This window comes from Rhodospirillales bacterium, assembly GCA_018666775.1.
GTDB lineage: Bacteria > Pseudomonadota > Alphaproteobacteria > SMXQ01 > SMXQ01 > JABIXC01.
Genome location: JABIXC010000016.1, coordinates 63,321 through 78,882 on the forward strand (window position 1 = coordinate 63,321; position 15,562 = coordinate 78,882).

The following is a 15,562-nucleotide window of genomic DNA, read 5'->3' on the forward strand; positions in this document are numbered from 1 at the left end:
GGGTCATGAGCGAAGAACAAATGACCGTTAAAGAAGGCGACGGCCTTCCTGACGAAGAACAAGAAAAAGAAAAACGGGCTTCCCTTGGCGGGGACCTGATCATTCCGGTTTCTGGCTCCATCTTTGCCCTTTATTATTTTACCACCATCTGGAATTCCCCGTGGACGGCACAGGTCAGCGCATTTTTTATCGGCGCTGTCCTGATTTTCCTGTCCACCATTATCACCATTCGCATCGTTCGCGCTGTGCGAGCGGGGGAAGCGCATCTGAATTTTGATCACCTTTTGGCCCCCATTGATTTCATGGGCAAGCGCATCGCGCTGATGGCATTGACCATCGCCTATATCCTTGGTGTTCAGTGGGGTGGCTTCACCATCACCACCTTCATTTTCCTCAGCCTTGCCATGCTTTTGCTGAATTCGGGGAAAAACAAAAAATTGATTTTTATTCTATCTTTGACCATGGCCCTTGGCGGGTGGGCGTTGTTCATATGGGCCTTTGAAACCCGGTTTCCCTCAGGGCCATTTGAAAACATGATGAAGGGGATCTTGTAATGGAATTTGATCCCGCCATCTTTTTAGCCCTTTTTGAAGAAGCCCTTGGCTATTGGTGGGTCATCCTGCCAGCCATTTTCCTGGGCCTTATCGTCGGCGCCATCCCCGGATTTTCTGCGGCCAACACCATCATCATCTTGCTGCCACTGGCCATTTCCTTGCCGGTTGAAATTGGCTTTGTCTTCATGATCGCCCTTTACGCATCGTCGCGCATGGGGGCAGGAATTCCTGCGATTCTGGTCAATATTCCGGGCACCGCCGGGGCAGCGGCAACGCCGCTGGACGGCTATCCCATGACCCAGCAGGGTCGCGGCCAACAGGCCCTGGCCATATCATTCGTGTCATCGGCCTTGGGTGGGTTGTTAACCACCATATTGGCGCTGTTAGCCATGCCATGGCTGGCAGAGGTTGCCTTCCATCTGCATTCGGTGGAAATGATCGTCATCATGCTGTTTGGCGTTTCCCTGATCGCAACCATTGCCGCAGAAGACACCCTGAAGGGTTTGATCGCTGGCTTCTTTGGCCTGATGATCGGGTCCATCGGTGCCGATCATGTTTATGAAACCCCACGCGGCACCATGGGCTTTCTGGAACTCTACGACGGCGTGCCCTTGATCCCCGCCCTTGTCGGCCTGTTTGCTATTTCTGAGGCATTCAGCGTCATTGACCGTGATTCCATTCTGACCGAACGCGGCAAGGTCGCCATGCGCGATTCAGGTTGGGGCCCCACCATCGAGGGGATGCAACTGGCGTTGTCTCGCTGGTGGCACATTATCTGGACATCCATCATCGGTTTGGTCATCGGGGTCATCCCCGGTGCCGGGGCCGCCATTGCATCCTTCGTCGCCTATCAGCAATCGCGCACCTATTCCAAAATGCCAGAATTGTACGGCACGGGCCATCTCGAAGGATTGATCGCTCCGGAATCAGCCAACAACGGCGTGACATCGGGCACGTTGGTGCCCCTTTTGGTGATTGGCATTCCGGGCGGTGCCACCGCCGCCATCATGTTGGTGGTCTTGCAATATCACGGCGTTACCATGGGCACAGAATTGTTCATGGAAAAACCGGAATTGGCCTATCTGCCATTCACGACCATGGCCGTGACGTATTTCCTGATGCTCTTCACCATCATGCCACTGGCGCGGTATATGTCGCGGGTAACCGTGGTGCGCACGGTGTACATGGCCCCATTGGTGATTTCCTTCACCCTTGTCGGTGCCTTTGTTCCACGCGAATACCAGTTCGATATGTTGCTGGCTTTGATATTTGGGGTGATCGGCTATATCGCACGCAAGACCGACTACCATGTCGCTGCCATTTTGATCGGGATTATTTTAGGGCCGCTGCTTGAAGGCTTCTTTATCCGGGTGATGAAGATGCATCAAGGGGATGTGTCGGCACTGTTTTCCTCGACCCTTGGCAATGTTTTGTGGGTCTGTCTTGTGGCCAATCTGGCACTGCCCTACTTCATGAAGCGTCGCCGATCAAAGAAAGCCGCCAAAGCATAGCAGCCAGTCAGCCCGGCTATTCGACGCCGGTGGCAGTAAAGGCCGCCAGACCGTATTCGGACGTCAGAAGCCCTAGAAGGGCGTCTGCGGTCTCCCGGTTCGCTGTGGCTGTGGCCACCGCCGCGTCATAGGTGGTGACGTTCCCCACGGCGTCGGGCAAGGGACCAACTTGGGTGACCCCAAGGGGCGCATAGCCCCGGATCGCCGAAGATTGACCAAAGCCAAGACCGCCATTGCTTTCCATTTTTCCAAGAAAGGTCATGGCAATGCAGGCATCTGGAAAACGCTGGACCTTTGCCTCTACGTCATCGGCAATGCCAAGACCGGCAATCATCTGGTCAATGTATTGGCCCGATGACGCCTTGTTATAAACAATCACCTCTGCGCCAAGGATGGCCGCGCGCAGGCTGTCTGCGCTGGAAATATCGGGCATGGGCGCGCCTGTTTTCACAGCGACCGCCGCCTTGACCCCGCCAAGAGTGGACCGGGTGCTTGCATCAACGCAACCCGCAGCAACCAGATCATCCATCAGGGCTTTGGGGGCAACAACCAGGTCCAGATCATCATTGCCCGCACCGTCTGCCGTCAGGCGTTCGCGAATTTCCGGGCCCGTTGAAAAGGTGACATCGACTTCACTATTGTTTTTATTGCCAAATTCAGCCGCCAGATCAGTTAATCCGACCCGTACTGCACCTGCGCTTAACACCTGAATTGCCGCCATGTTTTCTTCCCCTAATTTTTATTTCAGCGTTCATAGTAACTTAGAATTGACTGGCCTTCCTAGTCTGCCAAGCTACATTGTTAAAAAAATATCAGGCAGTGGAGATATGCATGGCCAATACAGAAGATTCTGAAATCCTTCCCCCCGAAGTTGATCCCAACAAAAGCTTGATTGGGGTCCGTGAAATTAGGGCAACAAACGCCGGGGAAGCCAAAACCATTTCGCGGGTTCGCGATTTCGAAGTGATCACGGACGAAAAAAATGGCACCAATATTGGCCCATCGCCGCTGGAAACGGTGCTATCTGCACTGGCGGGTTGCGAAGGTGTCATTATCAACCGCTGCGCCGCAGCAATGCGGTTTGAATATTCCGGTGTGGATTTTGAAGTGGATGGCTGGGTTGATGGCCGTGGCAGCCGGGGCGTCGTTGGCATCCGGCCCCATTTTCAGAAAGTCGTTCTCAAGGTTATCTTGAAAACCAATGAACCCGAAGACCGCATCGCCAAATTGCGCAAAAATGTAGAAGTCCGTTGCCCGGTGATGAACCTGCTGCAAGATGCCGATGTTGAACTGGATGTCACCTGGGAAGCCATCCCCGATTAATCCCCCAAATGCGCGAGCCAACACTGTGACCTTAAAGCCCGTTACCATTTTTGCCCTAGGCGGCACCATTGCCATGTCGCCGGGCCCAGACGGCAGTGCGGTGCCGGCATTAAGTGCGGATCAATTGATCAAGGCCGTGCCGGAACTCGGGCCCATCGCCGACATCACGGCCGTTGATTTCCGCCAATTGCCCGGGGCGCATTTACGCATTGAAGATACTGTCGCCCTGGCCCATGGGATTAAATCGGCCCAAAGCAAGGGTGCGCAAGGGGTGGTGGTGACCCAGGGCACCGACACCATCGAAGAAACCGCCTTCGTTTTAGACCTGTTATGTGATCCTGAATTTCACGTTGTCGTCACCGGTGCCATGCGCCACCCCGCCATCGCCGGGGCCGATGGGGGGGCCAACCTTCTGGCCGCTGTCACCGTTGCCGCTACGCCTGAGGCCGCAGGATTTGGCGCCATGGTGGTCATGAATGATGAAATTCACGCGGGCGCACTGGTGCGGAAAACCCATGCCACCCGGCCCAATGCCTTTGCATCCCCCGATGGCGGCCAGATCGGTATGGTAATAGAGGGAAAACCCCACTTCCTGATGCGCCCAACCACGCGGGCCTCAGCGGCACTGCCCGACAAAACCGCTATCGCGCCCACCATTGCGATTGTCGGTACTGGCCTTGGTGATGGCGGGGAAATGGCCAAACATATTAAAAACAAAGAATTTTCTGGACTGGTGATTGAAGCCATGGGGGCCGGCCATCTATCAGAACAGGCAGCATCCGCATACGAAACACTGGCCGGTTCCATGCCTGTGGTTTTTGCATCCCGCACCAATGGGGGCATGGTTTTGGAAAACACTTATGGCTTCCCGGGATCGGAATCTGATCTGGTATCCCGGGGCCTGATCCGGGCGGGCTGGCTAACAGCCCCCAAAGCGCGACTTTTGCTTGCCCTTTGCCTGATGAACGGCTTGGATATGGACAAAATCCGCAATGCCTTCGCCAAATTTGGTGGGGGTTGAGTTTTAATTCAAATAAAATGATGGGAAATGAAATGAGCGGCGCAAATACTGTTTGGAACCTGATTGCCAATGGCCAGGATACAGCCCCTGCCATCACCGCGTCGGGACGAAGCGCCCTTGATTATGCGGGCCTGCGGGAACATGCAAAACAAACGGTAGAAAAGCTCAATGCGCTTGGGATTGGGCGCAATGACCGGGTGGCCATTGTGCTGCCCAATGGTCCGGAAATGGCAGCGGCCTTCATCACCATTGCCTGCGGGGCTACCACCGCACCGCTGAACCCCGATTACCGGGCGGAAGAATTAGAATTTTACCTGAGCGACCTAAACGCCAAGGCATTGGTGGTGGAACACGGCAGCGCATCTCCTGCCGTTGCGGTTGCCAAAAAAATGGGCGTGGCCGTCCATGAAATTACCTGGGATGATTCTGATCCTGCCGGATATTTTACCATTACCACCCCATCTGGTGATGCCGGTGCCGCCCCATCTGGTGGCATGGCAGAAGCAGACGACATCGCCATGGTGTTGCATACCTCTGGCACCACATCGCGGCCAAAGCTTGTCCCCCTTAGCCAGATCAACGTCACCCAATCTGCCCACAACGTAGGCGCCAGTGTAGCCCTGACCCCCGATGGGCGCTGCATGAATATCATGCCGCTGTTCCATATCCATGGCTTGATCGCGGCTGTTTTGACATCCATCGGTGCCGGGGCTTCTGTGTTTTGCACGACGGGGTTTAATGCGCTTCGGTTCTTTTCCTTGATGGATGAGGCCAAGCCCAATTGGTACACCGCCGTGCCCACCATGCATCAGGCCATTCTTTCACGTGCCCCCCGCAATGCAAAAACCATTGCCGAATACCCGTTACGCTTTATCCGGTCTTCATCATCATCCTTGCCGCCCCAGGTGATGGCAGAATTGGAAAAAACATTTACCACCCCGGTCATCGAAGCCTATGGCATGACTGAGGCCGCCCATCAAATGGCATCCAACCCCCTGCCCCCCAAGGCACGCAAGCCCGGCACCGTTGGTCTTGCAGCGGGACCAGAAGTGGCCATCATGAATTTAGAGGGACGTATTTTAGATCAGGGCGAAACCGGTGAAATCGTCATTAGGGGGGCCAATGTAACCCCGGGCTACGAGGCCAATGATGCAGCCAACGCCGAAGCCTTTACCAATGGCTGGTTCCGCACGGGCGATCAGGGCGTTTTGGATGATGAAGGCTATCTGTCCATTACCGGACGCCTGAAAGAAATCATCAACCGGGGGGGTGAAAAAATATCGCCGCGCGAAGTCGATGAAATCCTTTTGGACCATGCCGCCGTCGGCCAGGTGGTCACCTTTGCCATGCCCCATGATAAACTGGGCGAAGAAGTCGCCGCCGCCGTCGTTCTACGCGAAGGAGCGGCAGCAACAGAAGAAGAATTGCGCGCCTTTACCCGTGAACATTTGGCAGATTTTAAAGTGCCCCGCAAAATTCTGTTTTTGGATGAAATCCCAAAAGGCGCCACGGGAAAACTGCAGCGCATTGGGCTGGCTGAAAAGCTGGGGCTTGCATAATGAAACTCTGCATCTTTGGGGCAGGTGCCATCGGGGGTTACATCGGGGCCAAACTTTCATTGGCAGGTGCAGATGTCACCCTGATCGCACGCGGGCCCCATTTGGCAGCCATGCAGAAAAACGGCCTGACCCTGATTGAAGGGGGTGAGACCATCGTTACCTATCCCCGCTGTGTAGAAACCGCATTTGATGCGGGCGTGCAAGATTACGTGGTGATGACCCTGAAAGCCCATTCCGTGCCCGGCGTTGTCGATATCATGGCGCCCTTGTTTGGCCCGGACACCGCACTGGTCTGGGGGGTGAACGGTGTGCCCTGGTGGTATTTTCACGCCCTTCCCGGTGCCCATGAAAACAACCGCCTGATGAGCGTTGATCCCGGCAACGTGCAATGGGACGGCTTTGGCCCTGAACGCGCCATCGGCTGCGTGGTTTATCCCGCGTGTGAAGTGGTGGAACCGGGTGTGGTGAAACACATTTCAGGCAACCGCTTTACCTTGGGCGAACCCAATGGTGAAAAGTCTGATCGCATTCAGGCCCTGTCTGAAATCATGATCACAGCAGGCCTGAAAGCGCCCATCCGCCCCCGCATTCGCGATGAAATATGGGTAAAATTATGGGGCAACCTTTGCTTTAACCCGATATCGGCACTGACCGGGGCCACCCTTGATGTCATTGCTACAGAACCCGGCACCAGGTCTTTGGCACGCGCCATGATGGGTGAGGCGCGCACCATTGGCGAAACACTTGGTGTTAAATTTCCCATAGACGTGGATAAGCGCATCGATGGCGCGGCCGCCGTGGGTGCGCATAAAACATCCATGTTGCAGGATCTGGAACGCGGACGCCCCATGGAAATTGATGCGCTGGTCACGGCCGTGCAGGAAATGGGGCAGCTGACCAACACCCCAACACCCAATATTGATGGCGTGCTGGCGCTCATCCAGCAACGCGCGAGCCAGGCCGGGCTCTACGCCCTACCCGATGGGACAAGCCAGCCAAATTAAATTAAGGACAAATTCGTGGCAGAAACACCAAAAACAAAAGGTATTGGCGCACCGCTGCCGCGCAATGAAGACCAGCGACTGCTGACCGGTCAGGGACGATTTGGCGATGACATCAACTGGGAAAATCAGCTCTATGCGGCCATACTTCGATCCCCCCACGCCCATGCCCTGATCAACGGGGTCAACACATCGGCAGCATCAAACATGCCCGGGGTCCACGCCGTGTTGAGCGCCAAAGACATTGAAGCCGATGGCATCAACCCCATCCACCATCCACCGCCGCGTAATGGGCCGCCCGATATCGTGCTGGACCATCGGGGCGATGATCCGAAATTCCTGCCCCAACCCCTGTTGGCCGATGGGCGTGTGCGGTTTGTTGGCGAAGCCGTCGTAATGGTTATTGCCGACACCGTCATGCAAGCAAGAGACGCCGCCGAAGCCATACAAGTTGACTACACCCCTTTGACCCAAGTGACCGAAGGATTGGACGCAGCCCAGCCAGATGCGCCCAAGATTTGGGATGGGGTGATGGCAACAAACCTGTTTGTCGATGCCGATTCCGGAGACCGCGACGCAACCGATATCGCCTTTGAACAGGCCGCCCATGTGGTGCGCCTTGAAACCAAAATCCGCCGCGTCACCGGCGTGCCCATGGAGCCGCGCACCGCCCTTGGGTCATGGGATTCTAAGACCGGGGATTATGCCCTCCATGCCGGATGCGGTGGCGTGGTCCGGTTGAAACGTGAGCTGATAAAAATTCTGAATGCCACGCCCGAAAAAGTTCGGGTGACTGCGTGGGATATTGGCGGCAATTTTGGCACCCGCAATGCCATCTACCCTGAATTTCCCCTTGTGATGTGGGCCGCCAAACGGGTGGGACGGCCCGTGAAATGGACGGCAACGCGATCTGAATCCTTTCTGTCCGACCATCAGGGCCGCGATTTGGCATCTGAGAGCGAATTGGCCCTTGATCGCGATGGAAAATTTCTGGGCCTACGGGGCCGCAACACCCTCAATGGCGGGGCCTATCCCATTACCGTCACACCCTTGGTTAAAGGCGTTGAGCTGATGACCGGGGTTTATGCCATTCCGACAGCCCATTTCCACGCCCGCGCAACCGTCAGCAACAAGCCGCCCGTTAACAATTATCGATCTTCGGGCAGGCCAGAGGCCATGTACATCATCGAGCGCCTGATCGATTTGGCTGCGCACAAAACGGGCATTGACCCGGTTGAACTACGGCGAAAAAACATGATCCCAATCATCGGAGAAGGTTACGTCAATGCGTTGGGGCTGGCCTATGACAGTGGCGATTTTCCAAAGGTTATGGATAGCGCCTGTTCGCTGGCAGACCGATCCGGATTTGCTGCACGGCGCGCAAAGGCCCGCAAACGTGGGCGCTATCGCGGGATGGGCGTTGCCAATTATCTGGAACTGACCGGGGGCTACCCCACAGAAAGAACCGAGATCACCGTCCATGCAAAAGGGGTGGTGGATGTTGTGATTGGCACCCTGTCCAGTGGCCAGGGCCATGAAACAAGCTTTGCCCAGTTGATCACGGAATGGATGGGCGTGCCCATAGAACAGGTCAACCTGATTACCGGCGACACCGACAGGGTGATTGAAGGTGGCGGGTCCCATTCCGCCCGATCCATGCGCCTTGCAGGGATCGTCATTGGTAAAGCAACGGACGCCATCCTTGAACGCGGGCGCATGATTGTCGCCCATCTTTTTGATGCCGAACTAGACCGCATCGACTTTACCGATGACCGGTTTGTCATGGATGGCACCAACCGGTCCCTTGATATATTCGAAGTCGCCGCCGCTGCCGAAAACAACGACACCCTGCCCGATGACCTGCGGGGACCATTGGGGGCCAATTACGAAGAAACCGTGCGCGAAGGGGCCTTTCCCTATGGCTGCCACGTTTGTGAAGTGGAAGTCGACCCGGAAACGGGGCATGTGGAAATTGTCCATTACGCCGCCGTCGATGATGTTGGGCGCGCCATCAACCCCCTGATCCTCCACGGCCAGACCCACGGCGGGGCCGTTCAGGGCATTGGCCAGGCCATGGGGGAACATTGTATTTTAAATGCCGATGACGGGCAGGTTTTGACGGGATCGTTCCTTGATTATCCCATGCCGCGTGCGCACACATCACCGCCCTTTACGGTCGAGCTGAGCGAAGTGCCATCACCCCGCAACAAACTGGGGGTTCGCGGTGGCGGCGAAGGCGGCACAACACCCGCCCTTGGCGTCATGGTCAATGCTGTGGTGGATGCGCTATCTGATCTGGGGGTTGAACACATCGAAATGCCCCTGACCGCCCATGCGGTCTGGCGGGCCATTCAGGATGCAAAAACAAACTGATCTTATTTTAAAGATCGACCCTTGGTGGCATGGATAGGAACCGTTCAATCACATGCCAGAACCGTTTGCGGTTGATGCCCAGCGTTGCCGCATGGGATTGGCCGTCCATCATCACAAACTGCTTGTCCTTGTTGGGAAGGCGCTGGAAAAATTCCATGACATCTTCATCCGTTGCAATGCCATCATGTTCAGATCGCACCAAAAGGAACGGACATTTTACATCTTCGGGTTCCATGATGGGCAGATTGGCGCACATGTCGATATAGGTGCCCGTGGGCACATGGGTGCATAGCGGCGCTTCGGAATCTGCCAATGCCACAGCAACAATATCTTCGGACGTGCCCGGTTTATCGCGGTTAAAGATGGTGGTGAAGAATTCATAATCCACCGGGCGCTTGTTGGAAGATTTCCAAATATCCAGCTTTTCTGCGCGTTTTGCCAAGGTCGGCGAGCCTTTTCCGGTATAGACCATGGCACCGACGGCCACACGTTCTACCTGTTCTGGGCACCGCGCCGCAAACAGGGCGGCCCGCAAAGCCCCAGATGAGCCCCCATACATGGAACAGGTCCTAGCCCCGGTTTCGCGTTCCACCACATCCATGGTGGCATTCAGATCATCGATAGAATCTTCGACGTATGAAAAGCTGCCTTCCCCCCAATCGGATCGGCCATAGCCTTCATGGTCCACGGTCCAGACATCGAAGCCACGATGGGCAAACCAGTCCATCATGGAATAATCCGATTTTCCCGGCACCTGAAGGTCAAAGCCAGACCGGGCCGAAAAGGATGAGCCATGAACCATAAACAAAACCGGGAGGTCTTTTTTCCCTTGTTCCGGCGCGCCAACACGTTTGCGCCAGACATGCAGATTGATGTCGCCAGATTTACCTTTTTTGGTGGCGGTATATGCCGCGCTCCAGATATCACTCATGACGCTTGTTATCCCTTGTTGCCGGCCAGGCGGCGTTGTTCGATGACTTTTTGATCTTCCGCAATATGGGGATCAAGCCTTTCGGGCATCTGGAAAAAACCATCCATGGCATGCCAAAAGCGTTTCCGGTTAATCCCAAGCGGTGCCACATGGGCCTGACCTGCGATAATGACAAACTGACAATCGGTATTAGGCAGTTTCATAAAGAAATTAAACAGGTCTTCTTCTGATGCGATGCCATCATGTTCGCCGCGTAAAATCATCACCGGACAGGTGATGTCCCATGGATTAACCACGGGCAAATTGGCACACATATCCAGATAGGTGCCGGTGGGCACTTCGGAACAAAGCGGCAGCTCTGCATCGGCCAGCGCATCGGGCACGGCATCGTCTGATGTTCCCGCTAAATCACGATTGAAAATGGAATGATAAAATTCACGATTAACCGGGCGGGTGTTCGATCCCCGCCATTGATCCAGTTTTTTGCGCCGTTCAATCAAGGTTGGCGCACCTTCACCGGTCCAGACAAAGGCGTCCAACACACACCGGGCAACCCGGTCCGGGTTGTTGGCAGCAAAACATGCCAATCGAAGCGCGCCTGAAGACTGTCCATAAAAGAAATACTTATCAAGGCCGGTTTCGCGTTTCACCACGTCAATGCCGGCTTCGATGTCGCGCACGCCTTCTGAAATAGGCGCATTGCCACCGGTCCGATCAGACCGGCCATAGCCTTCATGGTCCAGAGTCCAAACGTCATACCCAAGGTTGGCAAAGGCATCCATCAAGGAATAATCATCATGGCCTTTGATTTTCATATCAAACCCGGATGGCCCGGAAAAAGATGACCCGTGGATTAAAAACAGAACCGGTCGCGGGTTATTTTTATCAGGCGCCCCATTATGTTTTCGAAACATATAAAGCGACACGTCCCCGCCATCACTTTTCTTTGTGGCGGTGTATTCCTCACTCCAGATATCACTCATAAAACATGCCCTTTCCCGGCAACGCGCTACGTATTAATTCCCGTGCCCGACAATCCAATCATAGGCGGGCAGGGTCAAAAATTCGCTAAACTCTTCTGTCAAAACCATTTTTCGGAAAAGATCAGCGGCACCATCCACCGCATTTATCCGTGCACCATCGTTGACGCCATGTTTGATTTTGGCCACTTCTTCATTCAGCGTGTCGTTAAAAATCTTTTCATCAATGACGGTGCCGTCATCGCGTTTGGCATTGTAATGCACCCATTGCCACAATTGGGTGCGGGAAATTTCGGCCGTGGCCGCATCTTCCATCAAATTATACAGCGGCACACAACCATTGCCGCGCAGCCAGGATTCCGTATAGAGAATGCCCACATTAATGTTTTGTCGAAACCCGGATTCTGTAATTGGCCCTTCGACAACCTGCAACATGTCTTCTTGTGTGACGGACACGTCTTCGCGTTTGTTGTCGATCTGGTTGGGTTCGGGCATGTGTTCGTCGAACACGGCCTTTGCCGTTGCAATCAAGCCCGGATGGGCCACCCAGGTACCATCATGGCCATTTTTAACTTCGCGCAATTTGTCTTGATGCACTTTTTCAAGGGCCTGGGTATTTGCCTTTTCATCATCGCGGATAGGGATTTGTGCCGCCATGCCGCCCATGGCGTGAATGTTGCGCCGGTGGCAGGTCTTGATCAAGAGCTGGGAATATGAACTGAGAAAATGGCAATTCATGGTGACCAGAGCCCGATCAGGCAGGATGAAGTTTGGATCATTTCTGAATCGCTTGATGAAACTGAAAATGTAATCCCAGCGCCCACAGTTCAGACCAGCGGAATGGTCTTTGATTTCCCACAAGAATTCATCCATCTGGAAAGCGGCCAGAATGGTTTCGATCAAGATCGTGCCCTTGATGGTGCCGCGCGGTATTTCCAGCGTGTCTTGCGCAAAATTGAAAATATCATTCCAAAGACGCACTTCCAGATAATGTTCCATCTTTGGCAGATAAAAATACGGGGCGACCCCGCGTTTGATCTGTTCATGGGCATTGTGAAAGAAGAACAACCCGAAATCGAACAGCGCCCCGGAACACGGCCGGCCATCCACCATCATGTGGCCTTCCAAAAGGTGCCAGCCACGCGGGCGCACGAACAGGGACGCGATTTTTTTGCCCAGTTCATAATGGCGTTTGGTTGCCGGGTCATCGAAGGTAATGTCTGCCCGGACGGCATCACGCAGGTTGATCTGTCCCTGCACCATGTTGTCCCAGGTGGGTGTGTTGGCATCTTCGAAATCGGCCATAAAAACGTAGGCGCCGGAATTAAGCGCATTGATCACCATTTTACGATCGGTTGGGCCGGTAATTTCAACCCGCCGGTCTTTGATATCATCGGGGACGGGGCTGGTGGTCCAATCGCTTTCGCGAATTTCTCTGGTTTCATCCAGAAAATCGGGGCGCCAACCAGCATCAAGGCGGGTCTGGGTTTCTTCGCGTCTGGCCAAAAGCGCCAAACGTTCCGGGCCAAATCGCCGTTCCAGCTCTGCCACAAATGCGATGGCCTCATCGGTCAGAATGGCATCAAAACCGGGCTTAATGTCGCCATGAAACTCGACACCTTCTACGGTGCTTTTGGTGATTGCCACGGATATCCCCCTGATGCGAATTATTATTAGATTCCTGCATTTAGTTAATGCGTAAAATAGCAGAACAGGCAATGATTGCCAGCAAAGCTGTAAAATAAGCGCACTTATAGCGCGCATAGCGCAACACGCATAAATCGGGGGAGATGCAGGATGAAAACCACCCAACTTGGCACCAGTGGGATTGTCAGTTCCGTTATCGGCATTGGCTGTATGGGTATGACGCCCATATACAGCCCGCCCAGCGAAGCAGAATCCATTGCCACCTTGCATCGCGCCATTGAGCTGGGTGTTACCATGATCGACACATCGGATGCCTATGGGGACAGCAAAAATGAAGCGCTTCTTGGCCGGGGCCTTAAGGGCAAACGCGACCAAGTCGTCTTGACCACAAAATTTTCCAACATCCGCAACCCCGATGGCACCCGCGAGGTTAATGGCAGGCCCGAATACGTGCCCAAAGCGCTGGAAGCCTCGCTAAAGCGCCTCGATACGGATGTCATCGATGTTTATTACCTGCACCGCGTTGACCCAGACACCCCCATTGAAGACACCATTGGTGCCATGGCCCGATTAATCGATGAAGGCAAAGTGCGCGCCCTTGGCCTGTCAGAAGCAGGCGTTGAAACCATCCGTCGTGCCAACGCAACCCACCCAATCGCTACCTTGCAGACAGAATATTCCCTGTGGTCGCGTTTTGCCGAAGCGGAACTGCTGCCCACCTGTCAGGAATTGGGCATTTCCTATGTGGCTTATGCGCCGCTGGGCCGTGGATTTCTGACGGGGCGCTACAACAGCCGCGATGATTTCCATGAAAAAGACCGTCGCCGCGACATGCCGCGCTATAGCGAAGAAAATTTCGCCCAAAATCTGGCCTTGATTAACTGTTTGAAAACCTTGTCTTCTGAGCGTGGGGCATCCCCTGCCCAGGTGGCGCTGGCCTGGTTGATGGCCCAGAACGTGATCCCCATTCCAGGGTGTCACACGATTAAACAGATCGAAGAAAATGCCGCCAGCGCCGATATCGCTTTAAGCCCTGAAGAATTATCGCGCCTGTCTGATGCCATGCCCGAAGGGGCCGCCCAGGGCACGCGTTATCCGCAAGGACAGCTTAAAGCGCTTGGTATTTAAAATTTAATACAGGCTTAGCGCACGGTTATTGATTTTATGATGATGGGTCTTTGCGGCACATTTTGAAGATGGCCCCGGTTCATCGTCGGTGTATCCTCGATGCTTCGCACCACATTCATACCTGAGATGACCTTGCCAAACACGGCATAGCCCCAGCCCCTTGGGGTTTTGACCCAGTGATCAAGGCCCTTGTTATCCACGGTGTTGATAAAAAACTGGGCCGATGCTGAATGCGGATCCGGCAGGCGCGCCATGGCAATGGTTCCCATTTTGTTTTTCAGCCCATTATCGGCTTCGCTCTGCACCATGCGCGGTGCCGGAATTTTCTTGAAGCCAAGATCAAATCCGCCGCCCTGGATCATAAAGCCCCGCATCACCCGATGAAAAATGGTCTTGGTGTAATGGCCCTCTTTTACATAAGCCAAAAAATTAGCGACCGTTTTTGGTGCCCGTCCTGGAAACAGTTCAACCATGATCACGCCATTGTTGGTGGTGATGGTTGCAACGGGGTTTTTCGCAGCCGCTGGCGTCGAAAACAAACCGCCGGCCAATACAAGCGCCAACACAATGGCGAAAAAAACATTTTGATACCGGAACATGAAACAACTCTCCTGAATTCCAAAAATATGGTGACCCCGAGAGGATTCGAACCTCTGACCCCCAGATTAGGAATCTGGTGCTCTATCCTACTGAGCTACGGGGCCCCATAAGCCCTATATAGCACCAGCCCTTAGTAAACCTCAGAAAATCAAGCAACTTACTCATGCTACCATACTGTAGGGCAATCGTGAATCCCCTTGAATTTGTGACAGAGTGGGTATCCGTTGTGACAGATTTGTGACAGCTTAGCGCTACTTGCTACTATGACGATATGCAATCTTTGGGTTGAAAAATGTGTCCTCGAGCCACCCCTAAAACAAATTGGAAACTGCCTAATTGGGTTTGTATTGATATTCCCTCAGAAAGATTAGAAGAAGTGCTCGATGCCTTGGAGAAAGGCGGGGGTAGAACGCTGACTGATGCTGAGAGGGCATTCGGCGAGCAGTGGGTGCGGTCGGCAGTTAATATTTATGAAAGCCAAGCGGATCAACTGGGCGGCGACGGAGATGGAACCGAGGCCCCCACACTAGGCGAGTGCGCGGCGGCGCTTGAAAAGATCTCGAAACAATCTGAGGCTCTAGCAAAGACTATTGATGAACTTGACGAGCTATCATGGATGGCAATCATGCGTCAGGGGGGCGAATTTTACGAAACATATGGAACACTTTTAAAAGGTGACCCCGCTGCCCTAGAGAAGAGTGCAAGAGTGCAAGACCCTAAACGTCCATTATCGATTAGTGTGATCTCCCCGTTGAAGCAATTGTCTGTATCGGCATCTTCTGCTGCTAAGAGGCTGTCTAACGTCAGCGCCTATGGGACAGATTAGGGGCATTGCATAAGAGAGGGTTTCTGGCACATCGTAATGACCCGAAGGGGAATGAAGATGAAACAGAAATCGCAGACAAGACAGACGGGTGCAGCCAAGGCGATCAAG

14 protein-coding genes and 1 tRNA gene are annotated in these 15,562 nt (G+C 54.1%); 9 read left to right on the top strand and 6 right to left on the bottom strand.

Features of this window, described 5'->3' with window-relative positions; genetic code table 11:
* The first annotated feature begins 5 nt into the window (after window positions 1-5).
* Together HOJ08_07905 and HOJ08_07910 are read left to right on the top strand one after the other, a co-directional pair.
* Complete coding sequence (locus HOJ08_07905) at window positions 6-554, top strand: tripartite tricarboxylate transporter TctB family protein (protein ID MBT5673357.1); 549 nt, start codon at window positions 6-8, stop codon at window positions 552-554.
* Window positions 554-2,065, top strand: a complete 1,512-nt coding sequence (locus tag HOJ08_07910) for a tripartite tricarboxylate transporter permease (protein ID MBT5673358.1) — start codon at window positions 554-556, stop codon at window positions 2,063-2,065. The genes HOJ08_07905 and HOJ08_07910 overlap by 1 nt, the downstream gene beginning before the upstream one ends.
* Window positions 2,066-2,081: 16 nt before the next feature.
* Here HOJ08_07910 and HOJ08_07915 read toward each other — a convergent pair whose 3' ends face one another.
* Entirely contained in the window at window positions 2,082-2,786 is a 705-nt protein-coding gene (locus tag HOJ08_07915; GenBank protein ID MBT5673359.1) for a substrate-binding domain-containing protein, read from the bottom strand.
* Between the two features lie 110 nt (window positions 2,787-2,896).
* Between HOJ08_07915 and HOJ08_07920 the strand changes: the two genes are divergently transcribed.
* From HOJ08_07920 to HOJ08_07940, 5 genes are read left to right on the top strand one after another with little or no spacing between them, the layout of a single operon-like run.
* A complete protein-coding gene (locus HOJ08_07920) occupies window positions 2,897-3,388 on the top strand; it encodes an OsmC family protein (GenBank protein ID MBT5673360.1) in 492 nt (163 codons plus the stop codon).
* Window positions 3,389-3,413: 25 nt separating this feature from the next.
* Window positions 3,414-4,409 carry an asparaginase gene (locus tag HOJ08_07925; protein MBT5673361.1) on the top strand — a complete coding sequence of 332 codons (996 nt, stop codon included), beginning with the start codon at window positions 3,414-3,416 and terminating at the stop codon, window positions 4,407-4,409.
* A 32-nt stretch (window positions 4,410-4,441) separates the two neighbouring features.
* Window positions 4,442-5,968 carry an AMP-binding protein gene (locus HOJ08_07930; GenBank protein ID MBT5673362.1) on the top strand — a complete coding sequence of 509 codons (1,527 nt, stop codon included), beginning with the start codon at window positions 4,442-4,444 and terminating at the stop codon, window positions 5,966-5,968.
* Window positions 5,968-6,972: a 2-dehydropantoate 2-reductase gene (locus tag HOJ08_07935; GenBank protein MBT5673363.1), complete on the top strand. Its 1,005-nt coding sequence runs from the start codon at window positions 5,968-5,970 to the stop codon at window positions 6,970-6,972. Before HOJ08_07930 ends, HOJ08_07935 begins: the two co-directional genes overlap by 1 nt.
* A gap of 42 nt (window positions 6,973-7,014) precedes the next feature.
* Window positions 7,015-9,342 carry a xanthine dehydrogenase family protein molybdopterin-binding subunit gene (locus HOJ08_07940; GenBank protein MBT5673364.1) on the top strand — a complete coding sequence of 776 codons (2,328 nt, stop codon included), beginning with the start codon at window positions 7,015-7,017 and terminating at the stop codon, window positions 9,340-9,342.
* A gap of 7 nt (window positions 9,343-9,349) precedes the next feature.
* Here HOJ08_07940 and HOJ08_07945 read toward each other — a convergent pair whose 3' ends face one another.
* Genes HOJ08_07945 through aceB form a run of 3 tightly spaced genes read right to left on the bottom strand, consistent with a single transcriptional unit; the run spans window position 9,350 to window position 13,017 of the window.
* Window positions 9,350-10,273, bottom strand: coding sequence for an alpha/beta fold hydrolase (locus tag HOJ08_07945; GenBank protein MBT5673365.1), 924 nt, complete (start codon window positions 10,271-10,273; stop codon window positions 9,350-9,352).
* A gap of 8 nt (window positions 10,274-10,281) precedes the next feature.
* Entirely contained in the window at window positions 10,282-11,256 is a 975-nt protein-coding gene (locus HOJ08_07950) for an alpha/beta fold hydrolase (GenBank protein MBT5673366.1), read from the bottom strand.
* 33 nt (window positions 11,257-11,289) lie between these two features.
* On the bottom strand, window positions 11,290-13,017 hold the full coding sequence (gene aceB, locus HOJ08_07955; GenBank protein MBT5673367.1) for a malate synthase A: 1,728 nt from the start codon (window positions 13,015-13,017) through the stop codon (window positions 11,290-11,292).
* Between the two features lie 33 nt (window positions 13,018-13,050).
* Between aceB and HOJ08_07960 the strand changes: the two genes are divergently transcribed.
* Window positions 13,051-14,028, top strand: coding sequence for an aldo/keto reductase (locus tag HOJ08_07960; GenBank protein ID MBT5673368.1), 978 nt, complete (start codon window positions 13,051-13,053; stop codon window positions 14,026-14,028).
* A 14-nt stretch (window positions 14,029-14,042) separates the two neighbouring features.
* Here the strand turns inward: HOJ08_07960 and HOJ08_07965 are convergent, their stop codons facing one another.
* Both HOJ08_07965 and HOJ08_07970 read right to left on the bottom strand, forming a co-directional pair.
* On the bottom strand, window positions 14,043-14,627 hold the full coding sequence (locus tag HOJ08_07965) for a peptidyl-prolyl cis-trans isomerase (GenBank protein MBT5673369.1): 585 nt from the start codon (window positions 14,625-14,627) through the stop codon (window positions 14,043-14,045).
* A 28-nt stretch (window positions 14,628-14,655) separates the two neighbouring features.
* Window positions 14,656-14,732 (bottom strand) — tRNA-Arg (locus HOJ08_07970).
* Between the two features lie 188 nt (window positions 14,733-14,920).
* On the opposite strand from HOJ08_07970, the gene HOJ08_07975 reads away from it, so the two are divergent.
* Complete coding sequence (locus tag HOJ08_07975) at window positions 14,921-15,454, top strand: hypothetical protein (GenBank protein MBT5673370.1); 534 nt, start codon at window positions 14,921-14,923, stop codon at window positions 15,452-15,454.
* Window positions 15,455-15,562 lie beyond the last annotated feature (108 nt).

Excerpts from the sequence above, each read along its gene's own strand:
- HOJ08_07905 (MBT5673357.1), top strand. The coding sequence starts at position 6 with ATGAGCGAAGAACAAATGACCGTTAAAGAAGGCGACGGCCTTCCTGAC.
- HOJ08_07910 (MBT5673358.1), top strand. The coding sequence starts at position 554 with ATGGAATTTGATCCCGCCATCTTTTTAGCCCTTTTTGAAGAAGCCCTT.
- HOJ08_07915 (MBT5673359.1), bottom strand. The coding sequence starts at position 2,786 with ATGGCGGCAATTCAGGTGTTAAGCGCAGGTGCAGTACGGGTCGGATTA.
- HOJ08_07920 (MBT5673360.1), top strand. The coding sequence starts at position 2,897 with ATGGCCAATACAGAAGATTCTGAAATCCTTCCCCCCGAAGTTGATCCC.
- HOJ08_07930 (MBT5673362.1), top strand. The coding sequence starts at position 4,442 with ATGAGCGGCGCAAATACTGTTTGGAACCTGATTGCCAATGGCCAGGAT.
- HOJ08_07935 (MBT5673363.1), top strand. The coding sequence starts at position 5,968 with ATGAAACTCTGCATCTTTGGGGCAGGTGCCATCGGGGGTTACATCGGG.
- HOJ08_07945 (MBT5673365.1), bottom strand. The coding sequence starts at position 10,273 with ATGAGTGATATCTGGAGCGCGGCATATACCGCCACCAAAAAAGGTAAA.
- HOJ08_07950 (MBT5673366.1), bottom strand. The coding sequence starts at position 11,256 with ATGAGTGATATCTGGAGTGAGGAATACACCGCCACAAAGAAAAGTGAT.
- aceB (MBT5673367.1), bottom strand. The coding sequence starts at position 13,017 with ATGCGCGCTATAAGTGCGCTTATTTTACAGCTTTGCTGGCAATCATTG.
- HOJ08_07960 (MBT5673368.1), top strand. The coding sequence starts at position 13,051 with ATGAAAACCACCCAACTTGGCACCAGTGGGATTGTCAGTTCCGTTATC.
- HOJ08_07965 (MBT5673369.1), bottom strand. The coding sequence starts at position 14,627 with ATGTTCCGGTATCAAAATGTTTTTTTCGCCATTGTGTTGGCGCTTGTA.
- HOJ08_07975 (MBT5673370.1), top strand. The coding sequence starts at position 14,921 with ATGTGTCCTCGAGCCACCCCTAAAACAAATTGGAAACTGCCTAATTGG.